Raw genomic sequence first — 24361 nt, 5'->3', positions numbered from 1 at the left:
ACTGATCGCGACAATTCCGGTAATGGTTGTCGTTGCGGTATTTGTTTTCCTGCTGACTCATCTGTCGCCGGGCGATCCGGCGGCCGTGCTGGCCGGAGACAACGCCACCGTCGAAGACGTGGAAAAGATCCGTGCCGCCATGGGCCTGGACAAGCCGCTGCTGGAGCAGTTCCTGAGCTGGAGCGGCAACGTCCTGACGGGCAACTTGGGGGTCTCGACGTCCACCAACGTTCCCGTCTCCACACTCATCTACCAGCGCATGGGCCCAACGCTGTCCATCGCGCTGTTCACCATACTTTTTGCGGTGCTGTTCGCCGTGCCGCTCGGGGTGGTAGCGGCGTGGAAGGCGGGCTCGATCACCGACCGGCTCATCATGCTGGCGTCGGTCATGGCCTTCTCCATACCCGTGTTTCTTATCGGCTATGGGCTGGTCTACGTGCTGTCGATCAAGATGGGCCTGCTGCCGGTGCAGGGCTACAAGTCGTTCTCGGCGGGGGCGGCCGCTTACTTCAATCACCTGCTGCTTCCCTGTCTTTCCCTGGGGCTGGTCTATATGGCGCTGCTGACGCGCATGACCCGCGCCACCATGCTGGAGGCCCTGGGCGAGGACTACATCCGTACGGCCAAGGCCAAAGGCCTGGGCGCGCGCCTCGTGATCTGGCATGCGCTCAAGAACGCCGCCAATCCCATCGTGACGACGGTGGGCGTGGGCATCGCCATGCTGATCGGCGGCGTGGTGGTCACGGAAACCGTCTTCGCCATACCCGGCCTGGGGCGACTGACCGTGGATGCCGTGCTGCGCCATGATTACCCTGTCATACAGGGCGTGCTGCTGATCGCCTCGGCGGTCTACGTACTGATCAATCTGGTCGTCGACCTGAGCTACAGGCTGTTCGACCCCCGTATGGACCGCTGAGCGCCATGCAAACACAAGCCATAGGTTTTATGAGTACAAGAAGAAAGCTCTGGGCCATGTTCCGCATGCAGCCCACCATGTACTTCGGGATCGCGGTGCTGGCGTTGCTGACCGTGGTCGCGATCTTCGCGCCCCTGATGTCCAGCATCAACCCGCTGGACATCAACCCTCTGGCGCGGATGAAGCCGCCGTCCGCGCAGCATATCTTCGGCACGGATGCGCTGGGACGAGATGTCTATGCGCGTGTCGTCTGGGGCGCCCGCGTGTCGCTCGTGGTGGGCGTCGCCGTCGCCATCGTCAGCGTGGTGCTGGGCGTGCTGATCGGCATGCTGGCCGGGTATTTTTCAAAGCTTGACATGGTCATCATGCGCATCATGGACGGCCTGATGGCCATCCCCAACATCTTGCTCGCCATTGCGCTCATGGCCGTATTCAAGGGCGGCCTCGTGACCGTCATCATCGCCATCATCATTCCCGAAGTGCCTCGTGTGGTGCGCCTGGTACGCGCTCTGGTGGTGTCCATACGCAACCAGCCCTATGTCGAGGCCGCCAAGGCCGTCGGCACGCGTACGCACAAGATCCTGGCCATGCACATCTTGCCCAATCTGTTTGCGCCGCTGATGGTGCAGGCCACCTTCATCGCCGCCTCGGCCATCATCACCGAAGCGGTGCTGAGCTTCCTGGGCGTGGGAATTCCACCGCAGACACCAAGCTGGGGGAACATCATGGCGGACGGACGCAACTTCCTTTCCATCGCCTTCCACATCATTTTGTTCCCGGGCATTTTCCTTGCCGTGACGGTGCTGGCGGTGAACATGCTGGGAGACGGGCTGCGCGACATGCTGGACCCCAAACTGGCGAAGAAAATCTAGGGCATGGCAATGAGTGACAAGAACATACTGAGCGTCGACAGGCTGAGCGTGCATTTCGAAGGCTTCGATCGCACAGTCGTGGCGGTGAACGATCTTTCCTTCCATGTGCGCGCAGGCGAGACGCTGGGCATCGTGGGTGAGTCCGGTTGCGGGAAAAGCGTGACTTCGCTGGCCATCATGCGGCTGCTGGCCAAATCGGCACGCGTGGTTTCGGGATCCATCGACTTCGAGGGCAGGGATCTACTGAGGCTCAGCGAGAAGCAGATGCGCGGGATTCGCGGCAACAAGCTGTCGATGATCTTCCAGGAACCCATGACCTCGCTGAACCCGGTGTTCACGGTGGGCCGGCAGATCGCCGAGTCCATCGTGCTGCACCAGGGCAAGACCTACAAGCAGGCGCTGGTCGACGCCCAGGGCCTGCTGGAGCTGGTCCAGGTCTCGGATCCGAAGAAGCGCCTGGCCAACTACCCCTACGAACTGTCCGGCGGCATGCGCCAGCGCGTCATGATCGCGATCGCCCTGGCCTGCAAGCCCCGGCTGTTGATTGCCGACGAACCCACCACCGCGCTGGACGTGACCATCCAGGCGCAGATCCTGCAGATCCTGAAGGATATCCAGCAGCAGCTGGGCACGGCCATCGTCCTGATCACACACGACCTGGGCGTGGTGGCTGAGTCCTGTGACCGCGTCATGGTGATGTACGCCGGGTCCAAGGTCGAGGAAGGCCGGGTGTCCGACGTCCTGTACCGGGCCCAGCATCCTTACACGCAGGCGCTGATCCGGTCGCTGCCCGCCTTCGTTGACACGGACGCCGAGCAGCAGCGCCTGGCCGAGCTGCCCGGCATCGTACCCACCATCACGCCCGCCGCCACAGGTTGTGCCTTCTCGTCGCGTTGCGAGCGCTCCATTGCCGCATGCGAAACCAAGGCGCCCATAGTGCTTCAGGCGGGCGATGTGCACCAATACTGGTGCCGGGCCGCCTCGTCGCGGCCTCCATTGTAGAAATCACGAGTAATGGATATGTCTCAGGAAAACATGGGTGCTTTGCAGGGCGGTGAAGTCCAGATGGAAGTCGTTGGACTCAGCAAGCGCTTCACGATCAAAAGCCAGGGAAAAAGCGCGGTCCTGAATGCGGTCAGCGACGTTTCCTTCACAGTGAAAAAAGGCGAAACCTTCAGCATCGTGGGTGAATCGGGCTGTGGAAAGTCCACCTTGGGGCGCTGCCTGGCGCGACTGCTCGAGCCAACGGAAGGCCAGGTGGTGTTCGAGGGCAGGGACGTGGGTCGCCTGAAAAGCGGGGCGCTGCGCGAACTCAGAAAGAAGATTCAGTTCATTTTCCAGGATCCTTATTCTTCGATGAACCCCCGCATGAGGGTGCGATCCATCCTTGCAGAGCCGCTGCGCAACTTCTCGGTGCCGTCGGCACAGGTGGAGGCGCGCCTGGAAGAATTGCTGCGCCTCGTCAGCCTCAAACCCGATTCGCTGGACAAGTATCCACACCAGTTTTCCGGCGGGCAACGGCAGCGCTTGGTGATCGCGCGGGCCTTGGCCCTGGAACCCGATTTCATCGTATGCGACGAGCCGGTGTCGGCCTTGGACGTATCGGTGCAGGCACAGGTCATCAATTTGCTCGTGGATCTGCAGAGAACCCTGCGTCTGACGTATCTCTTCATTTCCCACGACTTGAGCGTCGTGCGGCACCTTAGCCACAAGGTGGCGGTCATGTACCTGGGACGCATGGTGGAGGTCGGTACGCGCGACGAGATCTTCAATACGCCGCGCCATCCCTACACCAAGGCGCTCATGGCGGCGGTGCCGCGTTTTTCAGAAGAGAGCCGTAACCAGCCCAAGGCGCTGCGGCTTTCGGGCGAGATTCCCAGTCCCTTGTCGCCGCCGTCCGGCTGCGCCTTCCGGACCCGTTGCCCGAACGCTCAGGCGGTGTGCGCCCAAGCCCAGCCCGAGGTTCGCCGCTTCAGTGCGGACCATGTGGTGGCGTGTCATTTTGCATAGCGGTCGGGGCAGCCGGCCCCGCCATTCAGGAGTGGAAGCATGAGCAGTGAACAGTCAGAGTCGTTCGATTTCATCTTGTCCGGCGGTCTGGTGATCGATGGCACCAACACACCGCCGTATGCGGCCGATATCGGCGTGCGGGGCGATCGCATCGCCGCCATTGGCGATCTGTCCGGAGCGACCGCGGCCCGTCGCGAGGACGTATCCGGCCTGGCAGTGTCGCCGGGCTTCATCGATTCGCACACGCACGACGACAATCTGCTGCTACGCAAGCCCGAGATGGAGCCCAAGATCTCCCAAGGGGTGACCACGGTCATCACGGGGAATTGCGGCATCAGTCTGGCGCCTTTGCTCCATGAAAGCCCTCCGTCTCCTCTCGACTTGCTGGATGTGGGCGGCAGCTATGCATTTTCGACTTTCGCCGACTACCTGAATGCGCTGAGGGAGTCTCCTCCCGCGCTCAACTGCGCCTGCATGCTGGGGCATTCCACCTTGCGGGCCGCGGTCATGAGCGACTTGGAACGCAACGCGACGCCGGATGAAATCGAACGCATGCGCGAACTGGCGCGTGAAGGCATGGAGGCCGGCGCAATCGGCATCTCCACCGGCACCTTCTACCCGCCTGCCGCGCATGCGACGACCGAAGAGATCATCCAGGTCTGCCAGCCCCTGACCGAACACAATGGGGTCTATGCGACTCACATGCGCGACGAGGGCGATGAGATCGTCGCCGCCCTGAACGAAACCTTCCGGATCGGAAAAGAGCTCGACGTGCCGGTGGTCATCTCGCACCACAAACTGATGGGCAAGCAGAACTTCGGCCGCTCCGGCGAAACGCTGGCCATCATTGCCGAAGCCATGAAGACGCAGGAAATATCGCTGGATGCCTATCCCTACGTGGCGGGCTCCACCATGCTCAAGAAGGACCGTGCGCTGCTCTCCGCCAAGACCATCATCACCTGGTGCAAGCCGCATCCGGAATACACCGGACGAGACCTGGACGACATTGCCCGTGAACTGGGCAAGGACCGTTGGGACGCGGTCGACGAACTCATGCCCGCCGGCGCCATCTACTTCATGATGGACGAGGACGACGTCCAGCGCATCATGGCGTTTCCGGACACCATGATCGGTTCTGATGGCCTGCCGCACGATACCCATCCGCACCCGCGTCTGTGGGGCACCTTTCCCCGCGTGCTTGGCCATTACAGCCGCGACCTTGGCTTGTTTCCCATCGAGACGGCGGTCTGGAAAATGACGGGCCTCCCGGCCGGCCGCTTCGGCCTGGCCGGGCGCGGTGTCATCCAGCAAGACGCTTTTGCCGACCTGGTCGTTTTCGACCCGGCCACGGTGGCGGACGCCGCGACCTTCGAGACGCCCATGGAGCGCTCGCGCGGCATCCACCACGTTTACGTCAATGGAAACAAGGTGTGGGATGCCGAAACGCATTTCACCGGCCAGTACGCCGGCCGTGTCCTGCAACGTTCCTGAACACAATACTCATAGGAGGATGATTTGAAATTACATATTGCCGTGGCCCAGGTAGGCCCCATCGCCCGTAGCGATACCCGCAGCCGGACCGTTGCGCGCTTGTGCGAGCTGTTGAAAGACGCCGCGAGCCGTGGCGCCAAGTGGGTGACGTTTCCCGAGCTGACGCTCACGACCTTCTTCCCTCGCTGGAGCCTGGACGACCCGCAGGAAGTGGCGAGCTTCTTCGAGAAACAGATGCCGGGCAAAGAGACACAGCCTTTGTTCGACCTGGCCCGTGAGCTGGGCGTGGGTTTTTACCTTGGCTATGCCGAGCTCGATGGCGAGCGTCAATTCAACACGTCGATTCTCGTCGACGGCACCGGCAGCATCATCGGTAAATACCGCAAGATCCACATACCGGGCGACGCTCAGTCGCAAGACGGCTATCCCATACAGCACCTCGAAAAAAAGTACTTCGAGGTGGGCGACCTGGGCTTTCCGGTTTTCGACGCGGGCGACACGCGCATCGGCATGTGCATTTGCAATGACAGGCGCTGGCCCGAAACCTACCGGGTCATGAGCCTGCAGGCGGTCGACCTGGTCATGGTCGGCTACAACACGCCCACCGGCTATGGCCGGTTGGGAGAGCCCAAGCATTTGCCGCTGCATCACAACCACTTGTCCTTGCAGTCTGCCGCCTACCAGAACACATGCTGGGTGGCGGCCGCCGCCAAGGCGGGTGTAGAAGAGGGCGTGCACATGATAGGCGGGTCCTGCATCGTCGCCCCCACCGGCGAAATCGCCGTCCAGGCGTTGTCGGAGGACGACGAGGTGATCAACTACGTGTGCGACATGAGCATGGCCGACGGCTACCGCGGTAATATCTTCCACTACGAGCGGCACAGAAGACCCGAGCACTATCGGGCAATCGTGGATCGTGTGGGTGCCAGCCGTTCGCCTTTATAAGAACGGGGGAGGGCCATGGGATCGAATACGGATGCGCTGAATCATAAAGTCGTCTCGAAAGAGGCGATGGGCACGCGTCTTCGAGCCATACGCAAGCAGAAGGGTTTCACGCTCAAGCAGCTGTCGGCGGCGTCGGGCGTGGCCTTGTCCACCTTGTCGAAGGCGGAATTAGGACAAACCGCCTTGAGCTACGAGAAATTCGTGGCGATTTCGCTGGCGCTCGACGTGGATATGTCCGTGTTGCTGCAAACAGGCGCCGACCATGCGCCGAACCGGCTGAACGGGCAGGTACTGAAGGCCAGCAGCCTCGAGCAGGACGAATATCTTACCGATACCTATCGGCACCAGTTCCTGTTCAGCGAAACATCGGGCAAGGTCATGACGCCCATCATGGCCACCATCTTTTCCCGGGATCTCGAAGAATTCACCGAATACATCAAGCACCCGGGACAGGAGTTCACCTATGTGCTGTCGGGGGCCATCCGTATCGTCTTCGAAACGGGCGAAGCCATCAGCCTCAAGCGGAACGAGGCTGCGTACTTCGATAGCTCGGTCGGCCATGTGTATTTGTCCACCAGCAAGGCGCCGGCGCGGGTCCTGGCTGTTTGCACCGATATGCCCAACCCGCCGTTCAAAAACCACACATCGACATGAAGTTTTCCCACTGGATGCGCATGTCGGGCGTAAGGTAACCCAGGAAGGACAGCCCCAGCACCGCTGCCAGCACCAGCGCGCCGACGACGTGCCGGTGCCGCGAGGCTGCGGACGGCGACTGAGTGTCGGAAGTGCTTGATTCGGTATTCATGGCTGCATGCGTCTGTTAATGGGGTCAGACCCCGTACGGGGTCTGACCCCCATCAGCCATAGTATAAGCCTTCGAGGTCACTGGGGGGTCAGACCCCGCATGGGGGTCTGACCCCAGTCGGCTACCGGTATTTCGAGGGTTCAGACCCCGCATGGGGTCTGAACCCAATCCCATCACGCTCCTTGCGGAGCCTGCCCCCCAACAGCCAGCGGCTGCTCCCTGATGGGCAGGCACAAGGCCGCCGCCACCACCGCCAGCACAATGCCGGCCCACCAGACGCTGGCATAGCTGCCGGTAGCGCCGTAGGCGTAGCCGCCCAGCCATACGCCGATGAAGCTGCCGATCTGATGGCCAAGGAAAGCGATGCCCGACAGGGTGGCGGCATATCGGAAGCCATAGATCTGCCCGATCAAGCCCTGCGTCAGCGGCACGGTGCCCAGCCAGAACAGCCCCATCCATGCCGCGAATACATATGCGACCCACGGCGACATCGGCATGGCGAGCAGGAACATAATGCCGAAAGCGCGCAGGAAATACACCGCGGCCAGCAGATTCTTCTTGCTGTAGCGCCCGCCCAGCTTGCCCGCGTAAAAGGATCCCGCTACATTGAACAAGCCGATCAGGGCAATCGCGACTGCGCCATGCCCGGCGCTCAGTCCGCCGTCGACGAGGTAGGCCGGCAGATGCAGGGTAATGAAGGCGGTATGGAAGCCGCAGACGAAATAGCTCCAGAACAGGAAGTGGAACGATGGGTGCCGGAAGGCTTGCCGGACAGCGGTGCCCAGGGATTGATGTCCGCCTGTCGCTGAGGCGTCCGGCTTGCCGCGCAACAGCAAGGCCAAGGGCATGGCCGCGGCGGCGAACAAGGACATCAGCCAAAGCGCGCCGGTCCAGTCAAAAGTGGAAATGGCAATCTGCCCGATCGGCACGACGGTGAATTGCCCCATCGATCCGCCCGCGCTGGCGATGCCCATGGCTGTGCTTCGGTATGCCGGCGGAACCGCGCGGGCGATCACCGGCAGAATCACGGGAAACGTGGTGCCTGCCTGGCCCAGTCCCACCAGCACGCCGGCGGTCAGGTACAAGGAAAGCTCATCGGTGGATAGCCGCATGCCGACCATCCCGAACACGAAAAGCAAGGCGCCCAGCGCGATTGTCCGTCCTGCTCCATAGCGGTCGGCCAATATGCCCATGAAGATGGAGCCGACGCCCCACACCAGGTTCTGGATGGCGAACGCCATCGAGAAAACGTCGCGCCCCCATCCCAGTTCCGTGCCCATGGGTTGCATGAACAGCCCAAAGGTGGCCCGCACGCCCATGACGAGCAGCACGACGAACGCGCCGGCATACAGCGTGCGCATATAAGATGGGGTGGTTGTGGACATGATCGATTCTTGGAAGGGAAAGGACGGCGAGACGCAGGGGGTGATATTAGCATTGCGCCGTTGCGATTTTCCGTTGAGTGAAACATTGCGTGTGTTTCACGCACTCTCCGAGTTAAATTCACGCATAAATTACTGGTTTTCGACAGCGCAGAGTTTTTCCCATTGATTTATAAGAAAAAATTTTGATTTTCAACTTGGCATCCATTTTGCGTATGCATGGGTACGGTCGACTGCAGGCGGCTTCGTAACCCTAACATTCATGAGCAGATAGATGGAAACAATGAAAATCATTTGTCCGAACGGACACCTTGGCTTTGCGCCGCTGCGCAACGAGAGCTTCCAGCTGGGCGTAGAGGCCGGCACGGACTATATCGCCGCGGACTCAGGCAGCGACGATGTCGGTCCGGTGCCGCTTGGGTCCGATACCTCCACCAGCCCCGAGGCCTGGCAGCGGCACGATCTGGAAAAAATGCTGCTCGCCGCGCGCCGCTTGAAAGTCCCGATGATCATCGGTTCGGCCGGCGACACAGGGGCCGACAGCCGCGTCGACCTGTACGTGGCCATCATCAAGGAGCTGGCCGTCAAGCACGCGCTGCCCGAATTCAAGCTTGGATACTTCTATTCCGAGGTGGACAAGGAGATCGTGCGGCGCAAGCTGCGTGCCGGAGACGCCGTGCTGGGCCTGGACGGCTATGCGGATCTGACCGAGGATGAACTGAACGCCACCGAACGCATCGTGGCGGTGGCGGGCGTGCATCCATACGTCAAGCTGCTTGAAGAGGGCGCCGACGTCATCATAGGAGGCCGCAGCTCCGATGCAGCGGTATTCGCCGCTCCCGCCATCTTCAACGGCTTCCCCGAGGACAACGCCTATTATCTGGGCAAGGTGCTGGAATGCGCCTCGTTCTGCGCCGAGCCTTATGGGGGCAAAGAGACCGTCATGGGCATGATCTCTCAGGAAGACGTCAAGGTTACCGCCATGCATCCCGACCAGCGCTGCACCATTGCGTCGGTGGCGGGCCACGCCATGTACGAGCGGTCCAATCCCTTTGAAGAGTACGTTGCCGGCGGCAAGCTGGACATGACCCATTGCCGGTACGAGCAGCTGGATGAAAAAACGACCCGCATCACCGGATCGCGTTTCTTCCCTGCCGCGAGCATGCGCGTAAAACTGGAGGGTTCCGGCAAAGTGGGGGAGCGCTACATCGGATTCTGCGGCGTAAGGGATCCCTACACCATTGCCAACATCGACCGTGTGATCGACTGGGCTCGCGACAAGGTGCGCGAAAGCTTCGGCGAAGAGGGCTACCAGTTGCATTACAACGTCTATGGGCGGGACGGTGTGATGGGAGAGCTCGAGCCCCTGCGCCACCAGGTGGGACATGAACTGGGCATCATGGTGCAGGGCGTTGCACCGACCCGCGACATGGCCGAGGAAGTCACCTTGACGGGCTTGCGCCAAATGTTCTATGCGCGTTTGCCCGACGTGAAAGGCACGGCGGGCTCTGTTGCATTTCCGCTGGACGAAGTCGTGCAGGCAAGCGCCGCCTATCGCTGGACGCTCAACCATACGATACCCGTCGGCGACGGGCTCGAACTCTTTCCTACACATATCACCCGCGCAGGCGTTTGACGGAGCACGCAATGACCACCTACCGACTCGACCAACTCGCAAAGACCATACGCAGCAAGAACGCAGGGGTCAACAAGATCACCTTCGACATCATCTTTCGCGACCCGGATATCTATCAGGCCGTCAAGAAGGCCGGCGTACTGACGCGGGAAAGCATGTGCCGCCTGTACGATCTCGAACCCGAGCGTATCTGCGACTTCGTGGAATACGATCCGGGCCTGGCAATCAAATTCACGATCTTCCGGAAGCGGCCCAGCGGTTCGGCCGGGGACGGAGATATCTTCGGCGCGCAGCAGTATGCGCCCTTGCTTGAGCTTCCCGTGGATATGCAGCAACCGAAAACAAGAATCTGAACTTCAAGGAGCAAATATTGATGAAGCCTTTGATCTACAAGACGGCGTTTGCCGTGTCGACCCTGCTGGCGGGGGTAGCCACGGCCACCGCCGCATCGGCGGTTCCCTCCCAGATTACGATCGTGGTCCCTTTTTCGGCCGGCGCCAGCAACGATTCCATTGCCCGGGTCGTAGCGCCCGAGCTGGCCGCCCAGCTCAAAATCAATGTCATCGTGGAAAACCGTGCGGGCGCCGCCGGCGTCATCGGTTCCAGCCATGTGGCCAAGTCCGCCGCTGACGGCGCCACGCTTCTGCTGACCTCTTCTACCTTCGTCACCGCGGCATCCACCCAGCCCAACATGCCGTATGACGCCCTGAAAAGCTTTGCGCCGGTCGCAATGGTCGGCCAGGGCCCTTTGGTGATCGCGGTATCGGGCGAGAGCTCTTATCAATCTCTTTCGCAGGTGCTGGATGCGGCGCGGGCCGAACCCGGGAAACTGAATTACGGTACGTCGGGCATCGGCTCGTTGGCGCATCTGGCTACGACCCTGCTTACCGATGCGGCCAAGGTCAAAATGACGCATGTGCCTTATAAGGGGGCCGCGGCGGCGGCGGGCGATCTGGCAGGGGGCCGTATCGAACTGATGCTCGCCAACTACAGTTCGCTGGCGCCTTTGCTCGAAACGAAGAAAGTGCGGCTGATTGCAACGACGGCGCCGGGCCAGGACCAGGCATTTCCCCAGCTGCAGCCCGCTTCCGCCACGGTGCCCGGCTACGATGTGGATATCTGGGTGGGAATCTTCGCGCCGGCCGGCACTCCGTCCGACCTCGTCGAAAAATACAACAAGGCGTTCAATCAGATCAATCGGTCACCGCGCCTGGCGGGATTGCTGAAGCTGGACGGAACCGTTCCCGCCTCGCTTTCCAGCGACGAATTCGCCCAGCGTGTCGAGCGCGATCTGGGCCGATGGAAGGCGCTTGCCAAGCAGCACGACATCACGGCCAATTGATGTCGAGGTATTGCGCCAGCTTCTGCATCTGATGGCGCAAGGCGTGGCGTGACAGGCCCAGCGACTCGGCTGCCGGCGCAAGCCTGCCTTGGTTGCGCTGCAGCGCTTCGTCGATCAGTCGCTTCTGGAAAAGCGCCGTCTGCTCGGCATAGCCGCCGGACGGTTTCCCGGAAGAGGGCGGGATCATGCCGGATTGGCCAAGAGCCGCAGGTGCGACTTCGCGCACGATGCGCGGCGGAAGATGATCCGGCAGTATGACGTCGCCTTCCTCCAGGATGCAGATGCGCTCGAGCAGATTGCTGAGTTCACGCACATTGCCGGGCCAGGCGTAGCGCTTGAAGATCTCCCTGACCTGCGGGGAAATTTCCGTGAAACGGCTTTCATGCATGGCGTTGAATTTACGCAGGAATTGGTCTGCAAGCACGAAAACATCGTCCCCGCGCTCCCGCAGCGGCGGGATATTGATCGACACCACCTGCAGGCGATAGTAAAGATCGTCGCGGAAGCGGCCGGCCGCCACTTCGCTGAGCAGTATCTTGTTGGTCGCGGCGATGAAACGCGCCGTCGTGGTCAGCTCCTGGATCGATCCGATGCGCCGGAACCGGCGGCTGTCCAGCAGCGTCAGTATCTTGGCCTGCATGATGGGGTCGAGCTCCCGGATTTCATCCAGGAACACGCTGCCGCCATTGGCGATTTCGAGGAGCCCGACCTTCCGGTCGACGGCCCCGGTGAAAGCGCCGCGCTCGTGGCCGAAAAGCTCCGACTCGAGCAAATTGCCCGGAATTGCCGCGCAATTGATTTCAGTGAAATTGTGCTGGACCCGATTGGACTGCGCATGCAGCGCACGGGCGACCAGCCCCTTGCCTGCGCCGGTTTCCCCGTAAATGAGCACGATGCCCGCCTTGCTCCGGGCCACCCGCCCGACGAGGTCGCGCAGCTGGACGATGGAAGGATGCTGGCCGACGATGGCGGCGGTGCTGAGCGTGGCGGGACCGTTCATGGCGGATTGCATCCTGCGCTAAATGGAATAACATGGAGACGAGTCCCTCACCCAACTTCAGGAGCCACACCATGAGTCATCATGTCTACAAGCAGTTGGATCTGACCGGTTCTTCCCCCGACAGCATCGAAGACGCTGTCAGCACGGCCATTGCCAAGGCGCACGAGACCGTGCGCAATATCCAGTGGTTTACCGTTACCGATACGCGGGGGCATGTCGTCGACGGCAAGGTAGCGCACTGGCAGGTTTCCATCAAGGTGGGATTCACGCTGGACTGACCCCGGGTTGCGGGATGGCCCGCAAGAGCGGGCCGTTCCGTCGCGTATCTTAGTCTTCGCGGTTGGTGACTTCCACCAGGTGGTAGCCGAATTGCGTCTTTACCGGGCCCTGCACTACGCCGACCGGCGCGCTGAACACGACCTCATCGAACTCCTTGACCATCTGGCCGCGGCCGAAGGTGCCCAGGTTGCCGCCGTCGCGGCTGGATGGGCAGCTGGAATTTTCCTTGGCTACTTGTGCGAAATCCGCGCCACTCTCGATCGCGGTCTTGAGTTCCTGGCACTTGGCTTCCGTGTCGACGAGAATATGGCGAGCTGAGGCTTGGGTCATGAAAGTACTCCTTCAAAGAATTGAACATACAAGAGTAACGCAAACATGGCCGGAAGGTGCGCCGGTCGGGATGGCCCCACGTATAATATTGGCGCATGAATCCCTCGACCCTTATCGGCATTGTCGCAAGCGTGGTCCTGCTGGGCGCCGTGCTGTTCTTTTCCGCAGAGGACGCCGCCTCGTTCATCGACTTGCCCAGCCTGGGCATTGTCGTCATCGGCACGCTGGCGGCCACTTTCATCAGCTACCCCTTGCGCGAAGTGCTGCGCATCTTCCGGTTGCTCGGTCCTGTGCTGCGCAACGAGCGCCTGCACACCGAGCAGGATATCGACGATCTCATCTCGATTTCACGGCTATGGATGAAGGACGACATCCGCAAGGTCGAGGCGGCTCTTGAAAATGTTTCCAATCCTTTTCTCAAGACCGGCGTCCAGCTCGTCATAGACCACACGCCAGAGCAGGACATCATCGATCTCATGCAATGGCGGGTGTCCCGATTGCGTGCCCGCGAGCGCGCGGAGGCGCAGCTTTTCAGGACGATGGCCGGCTTTGCGCCGGCGTTCGGCATGCTGGGCACGCTGGTGGGGCTGGTCAATCTGCTCTTCCTGCTCGGAGACGGCGACATGGCGGCTATTGGCCAGCAGATGGCGCTGGCTTTGATGACCACGTTCTACGGCATCTTGTTCGCCAATCTGCTGCTCAAGCCCGTGGCGGTCAAGCTCGAGCGGCGCACCGAACAGCGCGTGATCGTCATGAGCATGATCATGCAGGGCGTTTCCATGATGTGCCAGAAGCGCAGCCCGTCGTTGATGCGCGAGACGCTCAATTCCTTCATGGAAGAACATGAAGACGAAATCAACGATCACCAGGGCAGGCGCGCCAAAGAGCAATTGACCGAGCCGGCCAAGACGTCCCGCATTCGGTTTCGCCGGCCGAAGCCCAAGGCCAAGCCGCAGACCAGGCCGTCATGAGCGTGGTGCATCAGAACAAATGGTATGTCGAACCCGTGCCCGAAGAGGAAACCGAGGGCTGGCTCTTGACCTATCTGGACCTGATCACCTTGTTGCTCGTGCTGCTGGTGGTCATGCTGGCCTTGTCCGGGCAGGCAGCCAAACTGGCGCCTGAACCGCCATCGACCTCCGGGCTATTGCCGGCCCATAGCGGTCTGTTGCCCGGGGTGGCGGCGCCCGATGCCATCACGGCCGTTCCAGCGCCCACGCCGCCCATTCCCGCTCTGGTCCCGGCGCCGGCAGCGCCGCCAAGGCCGTCGGCACCCGTCGATGCGGATCCCTTGCCGGCCATCATTGCTCAAACGGACTGGGACTCGCCCACGTACGCGCCCCTCCTGGCAGATGATCGCTCCCTTGAAGCGGCGCTCGTCGTCGACCTGCCATCGCACTTCCAGGCGGAAACGGATCCAGATGCCGTATTGCGGCATGTGATGGGGAATGGCCATGGCGTGCCTGCCGCAGCGGCGCCGGCCGTTCCCGAGCCGGCGGCGGGAGGCATGGATATGCTGGCCTTGCCGGAGCTGGGCGATGATGTCGAAATCATCCGCAAGCAGGAGTCCATCAGCTTCCGGATCAATAGCGAAATCCTGTACGGCTCCGCCAAGGCCGACCTGAGCCTCGAAGGGCTCGCGGTGCTGCGCAAGCTGCTTCCGGTCCTCAAGGACAGCGATTACGCCGTCACCGTAGAGGGCCACACGGATGCCTTGCCCATACGCGGAGGCCAGTACCCTTCCAACTGGGAGCTGTCGAGCGCCCGGGCCGGCAGGGTGGTTCGATACCTTGCCTCCAACGGCATCGGGCGCGCCAGGCTGCGAGCCATCGGCTATGCCGACACACGGCCGCTGGCCCGCAATGACACGGAACAAGGCCGCGCCAGCAACCGGCGGGTGGAAATCATCCTCGAACAGACTCCAGCGCCCGCGCGCGACAACAACCCTTAAGCTGCACATGAATTTTCGAACCCTGACCTTCATGCTCGCCGGGCTGGCGATGCTCGGCCCATTCGCCACAGACGCCTACCTGCCTTCCTTTCACAGCATCGGCAGCGAATTCGAAGTGAGCCAGGCCATGGTCCAGCAGACGCTCAGTCTGTACTTGACATGCTTTGCCTTGATGAGCCTTTTCTACGGCACGCTGTCCGACAGTTTCGGCCGGCGTCCGGTCATCATCGGCTCGCTGGTCTTGTTCGGCATAGGCTCCGTGGGCGCCATGCTGGCGCCCACGTTCGGGTGGCTGCTTTTCTTTCGAGGGCTGCAAGGCTGTTCGGCAGGAGCGGGACGGGTCGTCGGGCAAGCCATTGTCCGCGATCGCTACCACGGAGCGGACGCGCAGCGCCTGTTCGCCAATATCACGATGGTGTTCAGCCTGGCGCCCGCCATCGCGCCGGTGCTTGGCGGGTATTTGAACAACCTCAGCGGCTGGCGTTCGGTTTTCGGCTTGCTGACCATCGTGAGCATTCTCTTGATCGTGGCGAGCCTGCGCAAGCTGCCTGAAACCTTGCCGGAGAACCGGCGGCAGCCGTTCCGCCTGCGCGTCATCGTGGCCAACTACCTGCATGCAATGCGCCAGCCTTCGTTCGTCCTGGCGATCCTGGCGGTGGGATTCGCGTTTTCAGGCTTTGCCCTGTATATCTCGTCGGCGGCAAGTTTCATCATGAACATTCTGGGCATGTCGGAAACCGCTTTCGGCTGGCTGTTCATTCCTTTCATCCTGGGCATGGTGTCGGGATCCATGATCAATTCGCGCTTTGCCGAAAAGCTGGCGCCCGCCACAATGATCCATTGCGGGCAGGTCGCGATTGCCCTGGGGGCGCTCAGCAACGTGCTATACAACGCTTTCTTCGTGCCTTCGGTGCCGTGGGCCGTTCTGCCGATTTTCATCTACGCCTTTGGGCTGTCGCTGGCCTTGCCGGGCATGACGGTGGTCACGCTGGGTACTTTTCCCAGCATGCGGGGCATGGCGTCCTCGCTGCAGAGCTTCGTGCAGATGACCATCTTTGCGCTGATTTCAGGCACGATCGCGCCGCTGCTTTTCCATGACGCGATGCTGCTCGCCCTGGGCATGGCCGGCGGCGCCACGTTCAGCATCGTGCTGTGGTGGGCAAGCCGGACTCTGGGTCAGGCCCCGCATGGGGCCTGACCCAGAGTCGCCTGTTGCCTGGGGTCAGACCCCATGCGGGGTCTGACCCCTTCTCCCATCATCGCCTGTAGTCCGGTGTCAGACCCCGTACGGGGTCTGACCCCTCGTCCTTGATTCGACGGGGCCGGCCCTATTCCGAGGGATCGCGCGCGGCGGCATCCAGAATCCATGAACGGAAGGCCGCCAGGGCCGGGTGGTCCTTGCGCTGCAGCGGGCTGCACAGCACATAGCCGCGATCCAGGGAAACCGGCACGTCGAACGGAGCCGCGACCCGGCTTGCTTCGATCTCGTCGCGGACCAGGCAGCGCTGCAGCACGGCAATGCCCATGTCGGCCATGACCGCGCGGACGATGATGGAAACCTGGTCGAGCGTGGTGCCGCTCTTGGGCTTGCCCGTCACGTTCATCGCGGCAAACCAGTGCTGCCAGTTGCCGGGGGCATTGGCGTGGTAGAGCAGAGGCTCGTCCAGAAGCTCGGCCGGATCGGTCCAGCGCCCCTGGGCCCGGCGCTCGCGCAGGCGGTCGGGATGGCAGATCACGACGATTTCGCGCCCCAGCAGGTAATCGCACTGCCAATGCGGCCATTGCTCCGGCACGCCGCTCAGGATGGCGGCATGCGGCGTGGACCGCGAGAAGTCTTCCTCGCGGCGGTACGCAGCGAAGGACAGGGAGATTTCCGGGTGGCGCTGGTGAAATTCCGGCAGCCGCGGCACGAGCCACACGCTGGCCAATGTCGGGACTACCGCCAGGCTGAGATTCAGGTGGCCGGCGGCGAGCCGAAGCTCGGTCGACACGGATTCGATGGCGCGCACAGGCGCTTCCGTGCCCTCCATCAGTTGCCGGCCGGCGGCGGTCAATACCAGGCCCTGCGCATTCCGCGTCATCAGCGGCTGCCCAAAATGCACTTCGAGCCGGGCGATGGCGCGGCTGACCGCGCCTTGTGTGACGCACAGCTGCTCTGCTGCCCTTGTGAAGCTGCCCAGCCGGGCAGTGGTCAGGAAAGCATGTAATTCGGACATGGAAGGAGAGTGCAGCCTCATGCGCAACGCCTTGATGAAACAGGAGCATTACCAAAAGTAATGGAAAGCTGAAATATAGTCGTTTGTCCCTGCTTCGTAAATTGCAGATACTCCGCGATGCAACCTTTTCCCATTAATGGAGTCGCCATGTCCGTTTCATTCACCACCAAGTTTGTGCGCCGTGCGATGGCCGGCGTTGCCGGTCTCCTGATAGGCTGTTCAGCCACCGCGGCGGTCGCAGCCGATTACCCTGATCGCGCCATACGCCTGATCGTGCCTTTTGCCACGGGCGGTTCGACCGATCTGGTCGGGCGCCTGATCGCCGAGTATGTCGGCCGCGAACTGGGTCAGTCCATCGTGGTCGAGAACAAGGGCGGCGCGGGCGGCGCATTGGGCGCCGAGCAGATCGCCCGCTCCAAGGCCGACGGCTATACCATCGGCATGGCGACGGTCAGCACCCATGGGTCCAATCCCGCCATCTATACGGATCTCAAGTACGACCCCATCAAGGACTTCGAGCCCATTTCCAATGTGCTGGGCGTACCCAGCGTATTCGCCGTCCATCCCAAGATCCCGGCCAAAGACATGAAGGATTTCATCGCCCTGGCCAAGGCCGATCCAATGAAGTATTCGTTCGCGTCTCCCGGCGTGGCGTCTTTGGGGCATGCCAATATCGAAAACTTCATGATGCTTTCGGGCATCAAGCTGCTGCATGTGCCGTATCGCGGGGCCGGCCCCGCACTGAATGATGCGCTCGCCGGGCAGGTCGACGCCATTACCGACAACCTGTCCTCGACCCTGCCTCACCTGTTGGAGGGGCGTCTGCGTCCGCTGGCCATTCTTGGCGCCGAGCGCAGCGCCGTCTTGCCGGATGTTCCCACGTACGGCGAACTGGGCTTCCCCGAAATGGGCACGGGCGGCTGGTTCGGCCTCGTGGCGCCGGCCGGGACGCCCAAGGAAGTCATCACTCGGTTGAATCAGGCCGTGGCAAAGGCTGCGACGAATCCCGAGTTCCTGGAGCGTGCCAAGAGCGCGGGCGCGACTGTCATGGTCAATACGCCTGACGAGTTCGCCAAGCAGATCGTGGCCGCAATCGATCGCTACACGAAGGTCGCGAAGGCCGCCGACATCAAGCCGCAATAATGGCAGCAGTCCAAGCAGGCAAGCCGGTCGTTCGCTTCGACCCGACCGGCGCCGCCATACCACTGGTTTGCGATTCGCCGCACAGCGGCACGGCATATCCGGAAGATTTCGGGCATGCCGTTCCATTGGGCCAATTGCGTCAAGGCGAGGACACCCACGTCGATGCGCTGTGGGAAGCCGCGCCCCGGCATGGCGCGACACTCATCGCGGCGACCTTTCCCCGCACTTATATCGATCCCAATCGCACTTTGGCGGATCTGGATCCCGACACCCTGGACGGGCCTTGGCCCGAACCGTTGTCGCCCGGTGAAAAGACCCGCCTGGGCAAGGGCCTGGTCTGGACCAGGATGGACCCGAAAACGGCCGTCTACGACCGCAAGCTGAGCGTCGCGGAAGTCCAGCGGCGCATCGACGGCTACTATCGTCCGTATCATGAATCCTTGTCGCGGGCGGTGCAAGAGCGCTACGAGCAGTTCGGGGCTTTGTGGCACCTGAACCTGCATTCCATGCCGAACGACGCTTACGAGCGGTTGGGACTGCGCAGCGACCGCCCGCTGGCGGACTTCGTGCTGGGCGACCGCGACGGTACGACTTGCGAGCCGGAATTCGTCGATCTCATCGACAATGAACTGCGCGCCAGGGGCTATACCGTCGCCCGCAATGACCCTTACAAGGGCGTCCAGTTGATCGCGCAAATTGGCCGGCCCGCACAGCGCCGCCATAGCCTGCAGGTTGAAATCCGGCGTCCGGTCTACATGGACGAAGCCACCCGCGAGCGCAACGCCGGCTTTGCCGTGCTGCAGCGCGACCTGGACGAGATATTGGCAGTGGTGGCCGGCTATGTCCGTTCGAAGATTTAGGCGGGCCGGGTATTAGGGTTAACCCTGTAAAGAAAAAAGGTTGTACCAGGTTGCACCCAAGGTGCAACCTGTAGTGTAATTTCCAGACGCGCAACCTTATCTTTACGGCACTCTATTATCATGGCCACGACTTCGGCAAGCACCACCCTGGGCGTCAAGCTCGATGAAGCCACCCGCAACCGCCTCAAGGAGGCGGCGCGCAAGCTCGACCGCAGCCCTCACTGGGTCATCAAGCAGTCCATATTTTCTTATCTCGAATCGCTCGACAGCGGGGTCTCGGTGACCGAGCTGCACAGCGTTGCGGCGCGCGTTGCGCGGGGCGAGGTCGAGGCGATGGAATCCCTGCCCGAGGCCACCCATCAGCCATTCCTGGAATTCGCCGAAAGCATACTTCCGCAATCGGTCTTGCGGGCCGCCATCACGGGCGCATACCGGCGTCCGGAAGAGGAGGTCGTACCCATGCTGCTCGATCAGGCGCGATTGCCCGGAGACGTCGCTGAATCGGCCGGGGCGCTGGCATACCGGCTCGCGGAAAAGCTGCGAAACCAGAAGAGTGCGGGGGGGCGTGCCGGCCTGGTCCAAGGGCTCCTGCAGGAGTTTTCGCTGTCCTCTCAGGAGGGTGTCGCACTCATGTGCCTGGCCGAGGCGCTGCTGCGCATTCCGGACAAAGGCACCCGGGACGCGCTCATCCGCGACAAGATCAGCAACGGAAACTGGCAACAGCACGTCGGCCAAAGCCCGTCCATGTTCGTCAACGCGGCGTCATGGGGACTGGTCATTACCGGCAAGCTGGTGTCCACCCATAACGAAGCCGGCCTCTCCAGCGCATTGAACCGCATCATCGGAAAGCGCGGCGAGCCCTTGATACGCAAGGGCGTCGACATGGCGATGCGCCTGATGGGCGAGCAATTCGTCACAGGCGAAACCATCGGACAGGCGCTGGCGAATGCCAGTGCATTCGAGGCCCGCGGATTCCGCTATTCCTACGACATGCTGGGCGAGGCGGCCATGACCGACGACGACGCGCGCAGCTACCTGGCGGCATACGAGCAGGCCATCCATGCAATCGGCAAGGCGTCCAATGGCCGCGGCATCTACGAAGGCCCCGGCATATCCATCAAGCTTTCGGCTTTGCACCCACGCTACAGCCGCAGCCAGTACGCGCGCATCATGGATGAACTCTATCCGCGTTTGCTGGGCCTGGTGCAGCAGGCACGGGGCTGCGATGTCGGCATCAATATTGATGCCGAGGAAGCGGACCGGCTGGAGATCTCGCTGGATCTGCTCGAACGCCTTTGCTTCGAACCGACGCTGAAGGGCTGGAACGGCATCGGCTTCGTGATCCAGGCATATCAGAAGCGCTGTCCCTACGTCATCGACTACCTCATAGACCTGGCTCGTCGCAGTCACCACCGCTTGATGATCCGTCTGGTAAAAGGAGCGTACTGGGACAGCGAGATCAAGCGGGCGCAGATCGACGGCCTGGAAGGCTATCCGGTCTACACCCGCAAGGTGTACACGGATCTTTCCTACCTGGCCTGCGCGCGCAAGCTGCTGCTCGTTCCGGACGCCATCTATCCGCAGTTCGCCACCCACAATGCCCACACCCTGGCGGCCGTGTATTACCTGGCGGGGCAGAACTACTATCCGGGCCAGTACGAGTTCCAGTGCCTGCACGGGATGGGCGAGCCGCTGTACGAGCAAGTGGTAGGCAAGCGGGCCAACGGCGGCCTCGATCGGCCCTGCCGCATATACGCGCCCGTCGGAACACATGAGACGCTGCTTGCCTATCTGGTTCGCCGCCTGCTGGAGAACGGCGCCAATACGTCTTTCGTCAACCGCATCGCTGACCCCGACATTCCCGTGGCGTCGCTGGTCGAAGACCCGGCGGTGTCGATCGCGAGAATGACAGGGGACGAGGGCGCCGCGGGACTGCCTCACCCGCGCATTCCGCTGCCCCGCGCCCTGTATGGCGAAGACCGGCTCAATTCCAGCGGCGTCGATCTTTCGAACGAGCACCGGCTCGGTTCCCTGTCGAGCGCTTTGCTGGCCTCCACGCATGCAGACTGGACGGCGCGGCCCATGCTGGCCTGCGCGGCGACGGAGTCCAGACCGGAGCCCGTGCTTAACCCGGCGGACCACCGCGACATCGTCGGCCACGTAGCGAATACGGCGCCTGCAGACATTCCCCGCATCATCGATGCATCGCTGGCCGCCGGCCCGATCTGGCAGGCCACGCCCAGTATTGAGCGTGCTGCCATCCTCGAGCGTGCCGCCGATTTGATGGAAGGGCAAATCCAACCGTTGATCGGCTTGATCGTGCGCGAGGCGGGGAAGACATTTTCAAACGCGATTGCCGAGGTTCGTGAAGCGGTGGACTTCCTGCGGTTCTATGCGCTGCAGACGCGCCAGGATTTTTCCAACGACAGCCACCGGCCTCTCGGTCCGGTCGTTTGCATCAGTCCTTGGAACTTTCCGCTTGCCATTTTCACCGGTCAGGTGGCGGCGGCGCTGGCGGCCGGCAACACCGTGCTCGCCAAGCCCGCTGAACAGACGCCGCTCATTGCCGCGCAAGCCATCGGCTTATTGCTGCAGGCTGGCGTGCCGGAGGGTGTGGTGCAGCTGGTGCCGGGCGATGGCGCAATCGGTGGCGCGCTCGTGAGCGATGAGCGGATCCGTGGAGTCATGTTCACAGGCTCGACCGAAGTCGCCGGCATCCTCCAGCGCAGCTTGGCCGGGCGTCTGGACGCCCTGGGCCGGCCCGTACCGCTCATCGCAGAGACAGGTGGCCAGAACGCCATGATCGTCGACTCATCGGCGCTGGCCGAGCAAGTCGTCCAGGACGTGGTCACCTCTGCGTTCGACAGCGCCGGCCAGCGCTGCTCGGCACTTCGTGTGCTATGTGTGCAGGAAGACGTGGCCGATCGCATCATTGCCATGATCAAGGGCGCCATGGCCGAGTACCGCATGGGCAGCCCCGACCATATCGCCGTGGACATCGGGCCCGTCATTGACGCCGAGGCGCAGGCCAATATCGAGCGGCATATATCGGCCATGCAGGCGAGCGGGCATTCCGTCGACCGATTGGCGCGCATGGAACCCGAAGCGACGGTGCATGGCACCTTCGTCACGCCCACGCTTATCGGTCTGGACAGTCTGGACGAACTCGAGCGCGAGGTCTTCGGCCCCGTTCTGCATGTGCTTCGATATCGCCGTGAAGATCTCGATGCCTTGATCGATCAAATCAATGCCACGGGCTATGGGCTGACCCTGGGCGTGCATACACGCATCAACGAAACGATAGACCGGGTGGTCGAGCGTGCGCACGCAGGAAACATCTACGTGAACCGCAACGTCGTCGGCGCTGTAGTCGGGGTTCAGCCATTCGGTGGCGAAGGACTGTCGGGCACGGGTCCGAAGGCCGGCGGGCCGCTATATCTTTATCGCCTGCTGGCGAGCCGGCCGGAGGACGCAGTGGGACGTACGCTGGCCCGGCTCGACGGCGGACGCGCGCCGGATACCCGCTTGCGCGACATGCTGGCAAAGAAGGATGGCGGGGCACTCGGAGCCTTGAAGGCCTGGGCTCTGCAAGAAGGACGCAGCGACTTGGCGCGGCTTTGCGACCATTACGCGGGCCTGTCCCAAAGCGGGCTCACACGCAACCTGCCCGGCCCGACCGGCGAAAGCAACACTTATCGCCTGCTGCCACGGTCACGCGTGCTCTGCCTGGCTGCCAGCGAGGCGGACCTGCTGGCCCAGCTTGCGGCCGCGGTCGCGGTGGGTCCGACGGTGGTGTGGGAGGATGGTCCGTTGACCCGCGGTATGTACGAAAGCTTGCCCGCCGCCGTGCGTGCGCGTATTGTTTTGGCGGCCGATTGTTCCGCGGACGACGTATCATTCGATGTCGTGCTGCATCATGGCGATGGCGATCAGTTGCGCGCGGCATCCCAGTGGATTGCGCAGCGCCGCGGGCCGATTGCAAGCCTCGTTGGTTTGGCGCACGGCGAGACCGGCATACCGCTGGAGCGCCTGCTCGTCGAGCGCGCCGTCAGCGTGAACACGGCGGCAGCGGGCGGCAACGCCAGCCTGATGACCATAGGATGAGCATCATGCAAGACAATCCAACCACGGTTCGTATTCCCTTGGCCGAACTGTCAGCATTGCTGGCACGCATCTTCGAACGCCACGGAACGTCGGCCCAGGTAGCCGCCATCTTGGCGGACAACATTGCCTGCGCGCAGCGCGACGGCTCCCACAGCCATGGTGTTTTCCGCATACCGGGTTATCTTTCCACCCTGGCCAGCGGCTGGGTGGACGGCAAGGCGGTTCCCGTCGTCAGCGACTCGGCACCGGGCTACCTCAACGTCGATGCGCGCAATGGCTTCGCGCAGCCGGCGCTCGCGGCCGCGCGCGCAGCGCTCGTCGCCAAGGCCAGGAACAACGGCATTGCGCTGCTGGCCATCCATGATTCCCATCACTTCGCGGCACTGTGGCCGGACGTGGAGCCATTCGCCCGGGAAGGCCTGGTGGCGCTCACCTTCGTCAACAGCATGGCTTGCGTCGTCCCCCATGGTGGCCGGCAGGCGCTGTTCGGCACCAATCCCATCGCCTTTGCCGCTCCGCGCGATAACGCCGATCCCCTGGTGTTCGATCTGGCCACCAGCGCGATCGCGCATGGCGACGTGCAGATTGCCGCCCGGGAAGGGCGGCGGTTGCCGCCGGGTTTTGGTGTCGACCGCTCGGGCGCGCCCACCCAGGATCCGGCGGCAATACTGGACGGCGGCGCACTGCTGCCTTTCGGGGGCCACAAGGGTTCCGCCTTGTCGATGATGGTCGAGCTGCTTGCCGCGGCATTGACCGGCGGCAACTTTTCCTTCGACTTCACTTGGGCGGATCATCCCGGTGCGCAAACGCCTCGCACCGGGCAACTGTTCATCGTCATCGATCCCTCCAGGGGGACGGGCGGCAACTTCGCGCAACGCGCCGAAGCGCTGATCCGCGCCATGCATGACGCCGGCCAGCCCCGCATGCCGGGAGACCGCCGTTACCAGGAGCGCAGGGAAGCCGAATCGCTGGGCGTGGCGGTCGACCATGAACAGCTCGTACGCCTGCGCGAGCTGGCAGGGGGTCACGTGGGGTCAGACCCCGTACCGGGTCTGACCCCCTAACCGCGGCCTCGGGGT

General features: G+C 62.4%; 23 protein-coding genes. 18 read left to right on the top strand and 5 right to left on the bottom strand.

The features are described from left to right. The first annotated feature begins 22 nt into the window (after positions 1 to 22). The 7 genes from ACSBPU_RS20045 to ACSBPU_RS20015 are packed head-to-tail and all read left to right on the top strand — an operon-like array spanning position 23 to position 6888. Positions 23 to 916, top strand: a complete 894-nt coding sequence (locus ACSBPU_RS20045; RefSeq protein ID WP_442593573.1) for an ABC transporter permease — start codon at positions 23 to 25, stop codon at positions 914 to 916. Between the two features lie 29 nt (positions 917 to 945). Continuing rightward, positions 946 to 1788, top strand: coding sequence for an ABC transporter permease (locus ACSBPU_RS20040; protein WP_442593571.1), 843 nt, complete (start codon positions 946 to 948; stop codon positions 1786 to 1788). Between the two features lie 9 nt (positions 1789 to 1797). After that, complete coding sequence (locus tag ACSBPU_RS20035; RefSeq protein ID WP_442593569.1) at positions 1798 to 2790, top strand: ABC transporter ATP-binding protein; 993 nt, start codon at positions 1798 to 1800, stop codon at positions 2788 to 2790. A gap of 12 nt (positions 2791 to 2802) precedes the next feature. Then, positions 2803 to 3798 (top strand): ABC transporter ATP-binding protein, encoded by a 996-nt coding sequence (locus ACSBPU_RS20030; RefSeq protein ID WP_442593567.1) that lies wholly within the window; start codon positions 2803 to 2805, stop codon positions 3796 to 3798. Positions 3799 to 3837: 39 nt separating this feature from the next. Next, on the top strand, positions 3838 to 5289 hold the full coding sequence (locus ACSBPU_RS20025; protein ID WP_442593565.1) for an N-acyl-D-amino-acid deacylase family protein: 1452 nt from the start codon (positions 3838 to 3840) through the stop codon (positions 5287 to 5289). A 24-nt stretch (positions 5290 to 5313) separates the two neighbouring features. Then, positions 5314 to 6234, top strand: a complete 921-nt coding sequence (locus ACSBPU_RS20020; protein WP_442593563.1) for an N-carbamoyl-D-amino-acid hydrolase — start codon at positions 5314 to 5316, stop codon at positions 6232 to 6234. Positions 6235 to 6249: 15 nt separating this feature from the next. Beyond that, the gene (locus tag ACSBPU_RS20015) at positions 6250 to 6888 is read left to right on the top strand and encodes a helix-turn-helix domain-containing protein (RefSeq protein ID WP_442593561.1); all 639 of its coding nucleotides are present in this window, start codon (positions 6250 to 6252) and stop codon (positions 6886 to 6888) included. Here ACSBPU_RS20015 and ACSBPU_RS20010 read toward each other — a convergent pair. Both ACSBPU_RS20010 and ACSBPU_RS20005 read right to left on the bottom strand, forming a co-directional pair. Continuing rightward, entirely contained in the window at positions 6866 to 7039 is a 174-nt protein-coding gene (locus tag ACSBPU_RS20010; protein ID WP_442593559.1) for a hypothetical protein, read from the bottom strand. The genes ACSBPU_RS20015 and ACSBPU_RS20010 overlap by 23 nt on opposite strands. Before the next feature lie 173 nt (positions 7040 to 7212). Then, complete coding sequence (locus ACSBPU_RS20005; RefSeq protein ID WP_442593557.1) at positions 7213 to 8424, bottom strand: MFS transporter; 1212 nt, start codon at positions 8422 to 8424, stop codon at positions 7213 to 7215. Positions 8425 to 8695: 271 nt separating this feature from the next. Between ACSBPU_RS20005 and ACSBPU_RS20000 the strand changes: the two genes are divergently transcribed. Genes ACSBPU_RS20000 through ACSBPU_RS19990 form a run of 3 tightly spaced genes read left to right on the top strand, consistent with a single transcriptional unit; the run spans position 8696 to position 11399 of the window. After that, positions 8696 to 10057 carry an acyclic terpene utilization AtuA family protein gene (locus ACSBPU_RS20000; protein ID WP_442593555.1) on the top strand — a complete coding sequence of 454 codons (1362 nt, stop codon included), beginning with the start codon at positions 8696 to 8698 and terminating at the stop codon, positions 10055 to 10057. Between the two features lie 11 nt (positions 10058 to 10068). After that, a complete protein-coding gene (locus tag ACSBPU_RS19995; RefSeq protein ID WP_442593553.1) occupies positions 10069 to 10410 on the top strand; it encodes a DUF4387 domain-containing protein in 342 nt (113 codons plus the stop codon). A gap of 20 nt (positions 10411 to 10430) precedes the next feature. Continuing rightward, positions 10431 to 11399 (top strand): tripartite tricarboxylate transporter substrate-binding protein, encoded by a 969-nt coding sequence (locus ACSBPU_RS19990; protein WP_442593551.1) that lies wholly within the window; start codon positions 10431 to 10433, stop codon positions 11397 to 11399. Here the strand turns inward: ACSBPU_RS19990 and ACSBPU_RS19985 are convergent. After that, positions 11386 to 12399 carry a sigma-54 interaction domain-containing protein gene (locus tag ACSBPU_RS19985; protein ID WP_442593549.1) on the bottom strand — a complete coding sequence of 338 codons (1014 nt, stop codon included), beginning with the start codon at positions 12397 to 12399 and terminating at the stop codon, positions 11386 to 11388. The genes ACSBPU_RS19990 and ACSBPU_RS19985 overlap by 14 nt on opposite strands. Positions 12400 to 12470: 71 nt before the next feature. Here ACSBPU_RS19985 and ACSBPU_RS19980 point away from each other — a divergent pair, with 71 nt between their 5' ends. Then, the gene (locus ACSBPU_RS19980; RefSeq protein ID WP_180067102.1) at positions 12471 to 12677 is read left to right on the top strand and encodes a dodecin; all 207 of its coding nucleotides are present in this window, start codon (positions 12471 to 12473) and stop codon (positions 12675 to 12677) included. Between the two features lie 49 nt (positions 12678 to 12726). On the opposite strand, the gene ACSBPU_RS19975 is transcribed toward ACSBPU_RS19980, so the two are convergent. Continuing rightward, positions 12727 to 13008, bottom strand: coding sequence for a peptidylprolyl isomerase (locus ACSBPU_RS19975; protein ID WP_442593547.1), 282 nt, complete (start codon positions 13006 to 13008; stop codon positions 12727 to 12729). 95 nt (positions 13009 to 13103) lie between these two features. On the opposite strand from ACSBPU_RS19975, the gene ACSBPU_RS19970 reads away from it, so the two are divergent. The 3 genes from ACSBPU_RS19970 to ACSBPU_RS19960 are packed head-to-tail and all read left to right on the top strand — an operon-like array spanning position 13104 to position 16157. Continuing rightward, positions 13104 to 13979 (top strand): MotA/TolQ/ExbB proton channel family protein, encoded by an 876-nt coding sequence (locus tag ACSBPU_RS19970; protein WP_180067104.1) that lies wholly within the window; start codon positions 13104 to 13106, stop codon positions 13977 to 13979. Further along, positions 13976 to 14959, top strand: coding sequence for an OmpA/MotB family protein (locus ACSBPU_RS19965; RefSeq protein ID WP_442593545.1), 984 nt, complete (start codon positions 13976 to 13978; stop codon positions 14957 to 14959). The genes ACSBPU_RS19970 and ACSBPU_RS19965 overlap by 4 nt, the downstream gene beginning before the upstream one ends. 7 nt (positions 14960 to 14966) lie before the next feature. Beyond that, positions 14967 to 16157: a multidrug effflux MFS transporter gene (locus ACSBPU_RS19960; RefSeq protein ID WP_442593543.1), complete on the top strand. Its 1191-nt coding sequence runs from the start codon at positions 14967 to 14969 to the stop codon at positions 16155 to 16157. Between the two features lie 130 nt (positions 16158 to 16287). On the opposite strand, the gene ACSBPU_RS19955 is transcribed toward ACSBPU_RS19960, so the two are convergent. Next, positions 16288 to 17196, bottom strand: a complete 909-nt coding sequence (locus ACSBPU_RS19955; protein ID WP_442593541.1) for a LysR substrate-binding domain-containing protein — start codon at positions 17194 to 17196, stop codon at positions 16288 to 16290. A gap of 126 nt (positions 17197 to 17322) precedes the next feature. Between ACSBPU_RS19955 and ACSBPU_RS19950 the strand changes: the two genes are divergently transcribed. The 4 genes from ACSBPU_RS19950 to ACSBPU_RS19935 all read left to right on the top strand — a co-directional run bounded on the left by ACSBPU_RS19950 (position 17323) and on the right by ACSBPU_RS19935 (position 24346). Continuing rightward, positions 17323 to 18318, top strand: coding sequence for a tripartite tricarboxylate transporter substrate binding protein BugE (locus ACSBPU_RS19950; RefSeq protein WP_442593539.1), 996 nt, complete (start codon positions 17323 to 17325; stop codon positions 18316 to 18318). Further along, positions 18318 to 19178: an N-formylglutamate amidohydrolase gene (locus ACSBPU_RS19945; protein WP_442593537.1), complete on the top strand. Its 861-nt coding sequence runs from the start codon at positions 18318 to 18320 to the stop codon at positions 19176 to 19178. The genes ACSBPU_RS19950 and ACSBPU_RS19945 overlap by 1 nt, the downstream gene beginning before the upstream one ends. A 120-nt stretch (positions 19179 to 19298) precedes the next feature. Next, positions 19299 to 23282 (top strand): trifunctional transcriptional regulator/proline dehydrogenase/L-glutamate gamma-semialdehyde dehydrogenase, encoded by a 3984-nt coding sequence (gene putA / locus ACSBPU_RS19940; protein ID WP_442593535.1) that lies wholly within the window; start codon positions 19299 to 19301, stop codon positions 23280 to 23282. Further along, positions 23279 to 24346 carry an Ldh family oxidoreductase gene (locus ACSBPU_RS19935; RefSeq protein ID WP_442593533.1) on the top strand — a complete coding sequence of 356 codons (1068 nt, stop codon included), beginning with the start codon at positions 23279 to 23281 and terminating at the stop codon, positions 24344 to 24346. Before putA ends, ACSBPU_RS19935 begins: the two co-directional genes overlap by 4 nt. Positions 24347 to 24361: the final 15 nt, after the last annotated feature.

It is taken from the genome of Parapusillimonas sp. JC17 (assembly GCF_052180245.1).
In the GTDB taxonomy this organism is placed as follows: domain Bacteria; phylum Pseudomonadota; class Gammaproteobacteria; order Burkholderiales; family Burkholderiaceae_B; genus Parapusillimonas.
The sequence above is the reverse complement of the archived record's forward strand: the minus strand, read 5'-3'. Positions and strand labels throughout refer to the sequence as shown.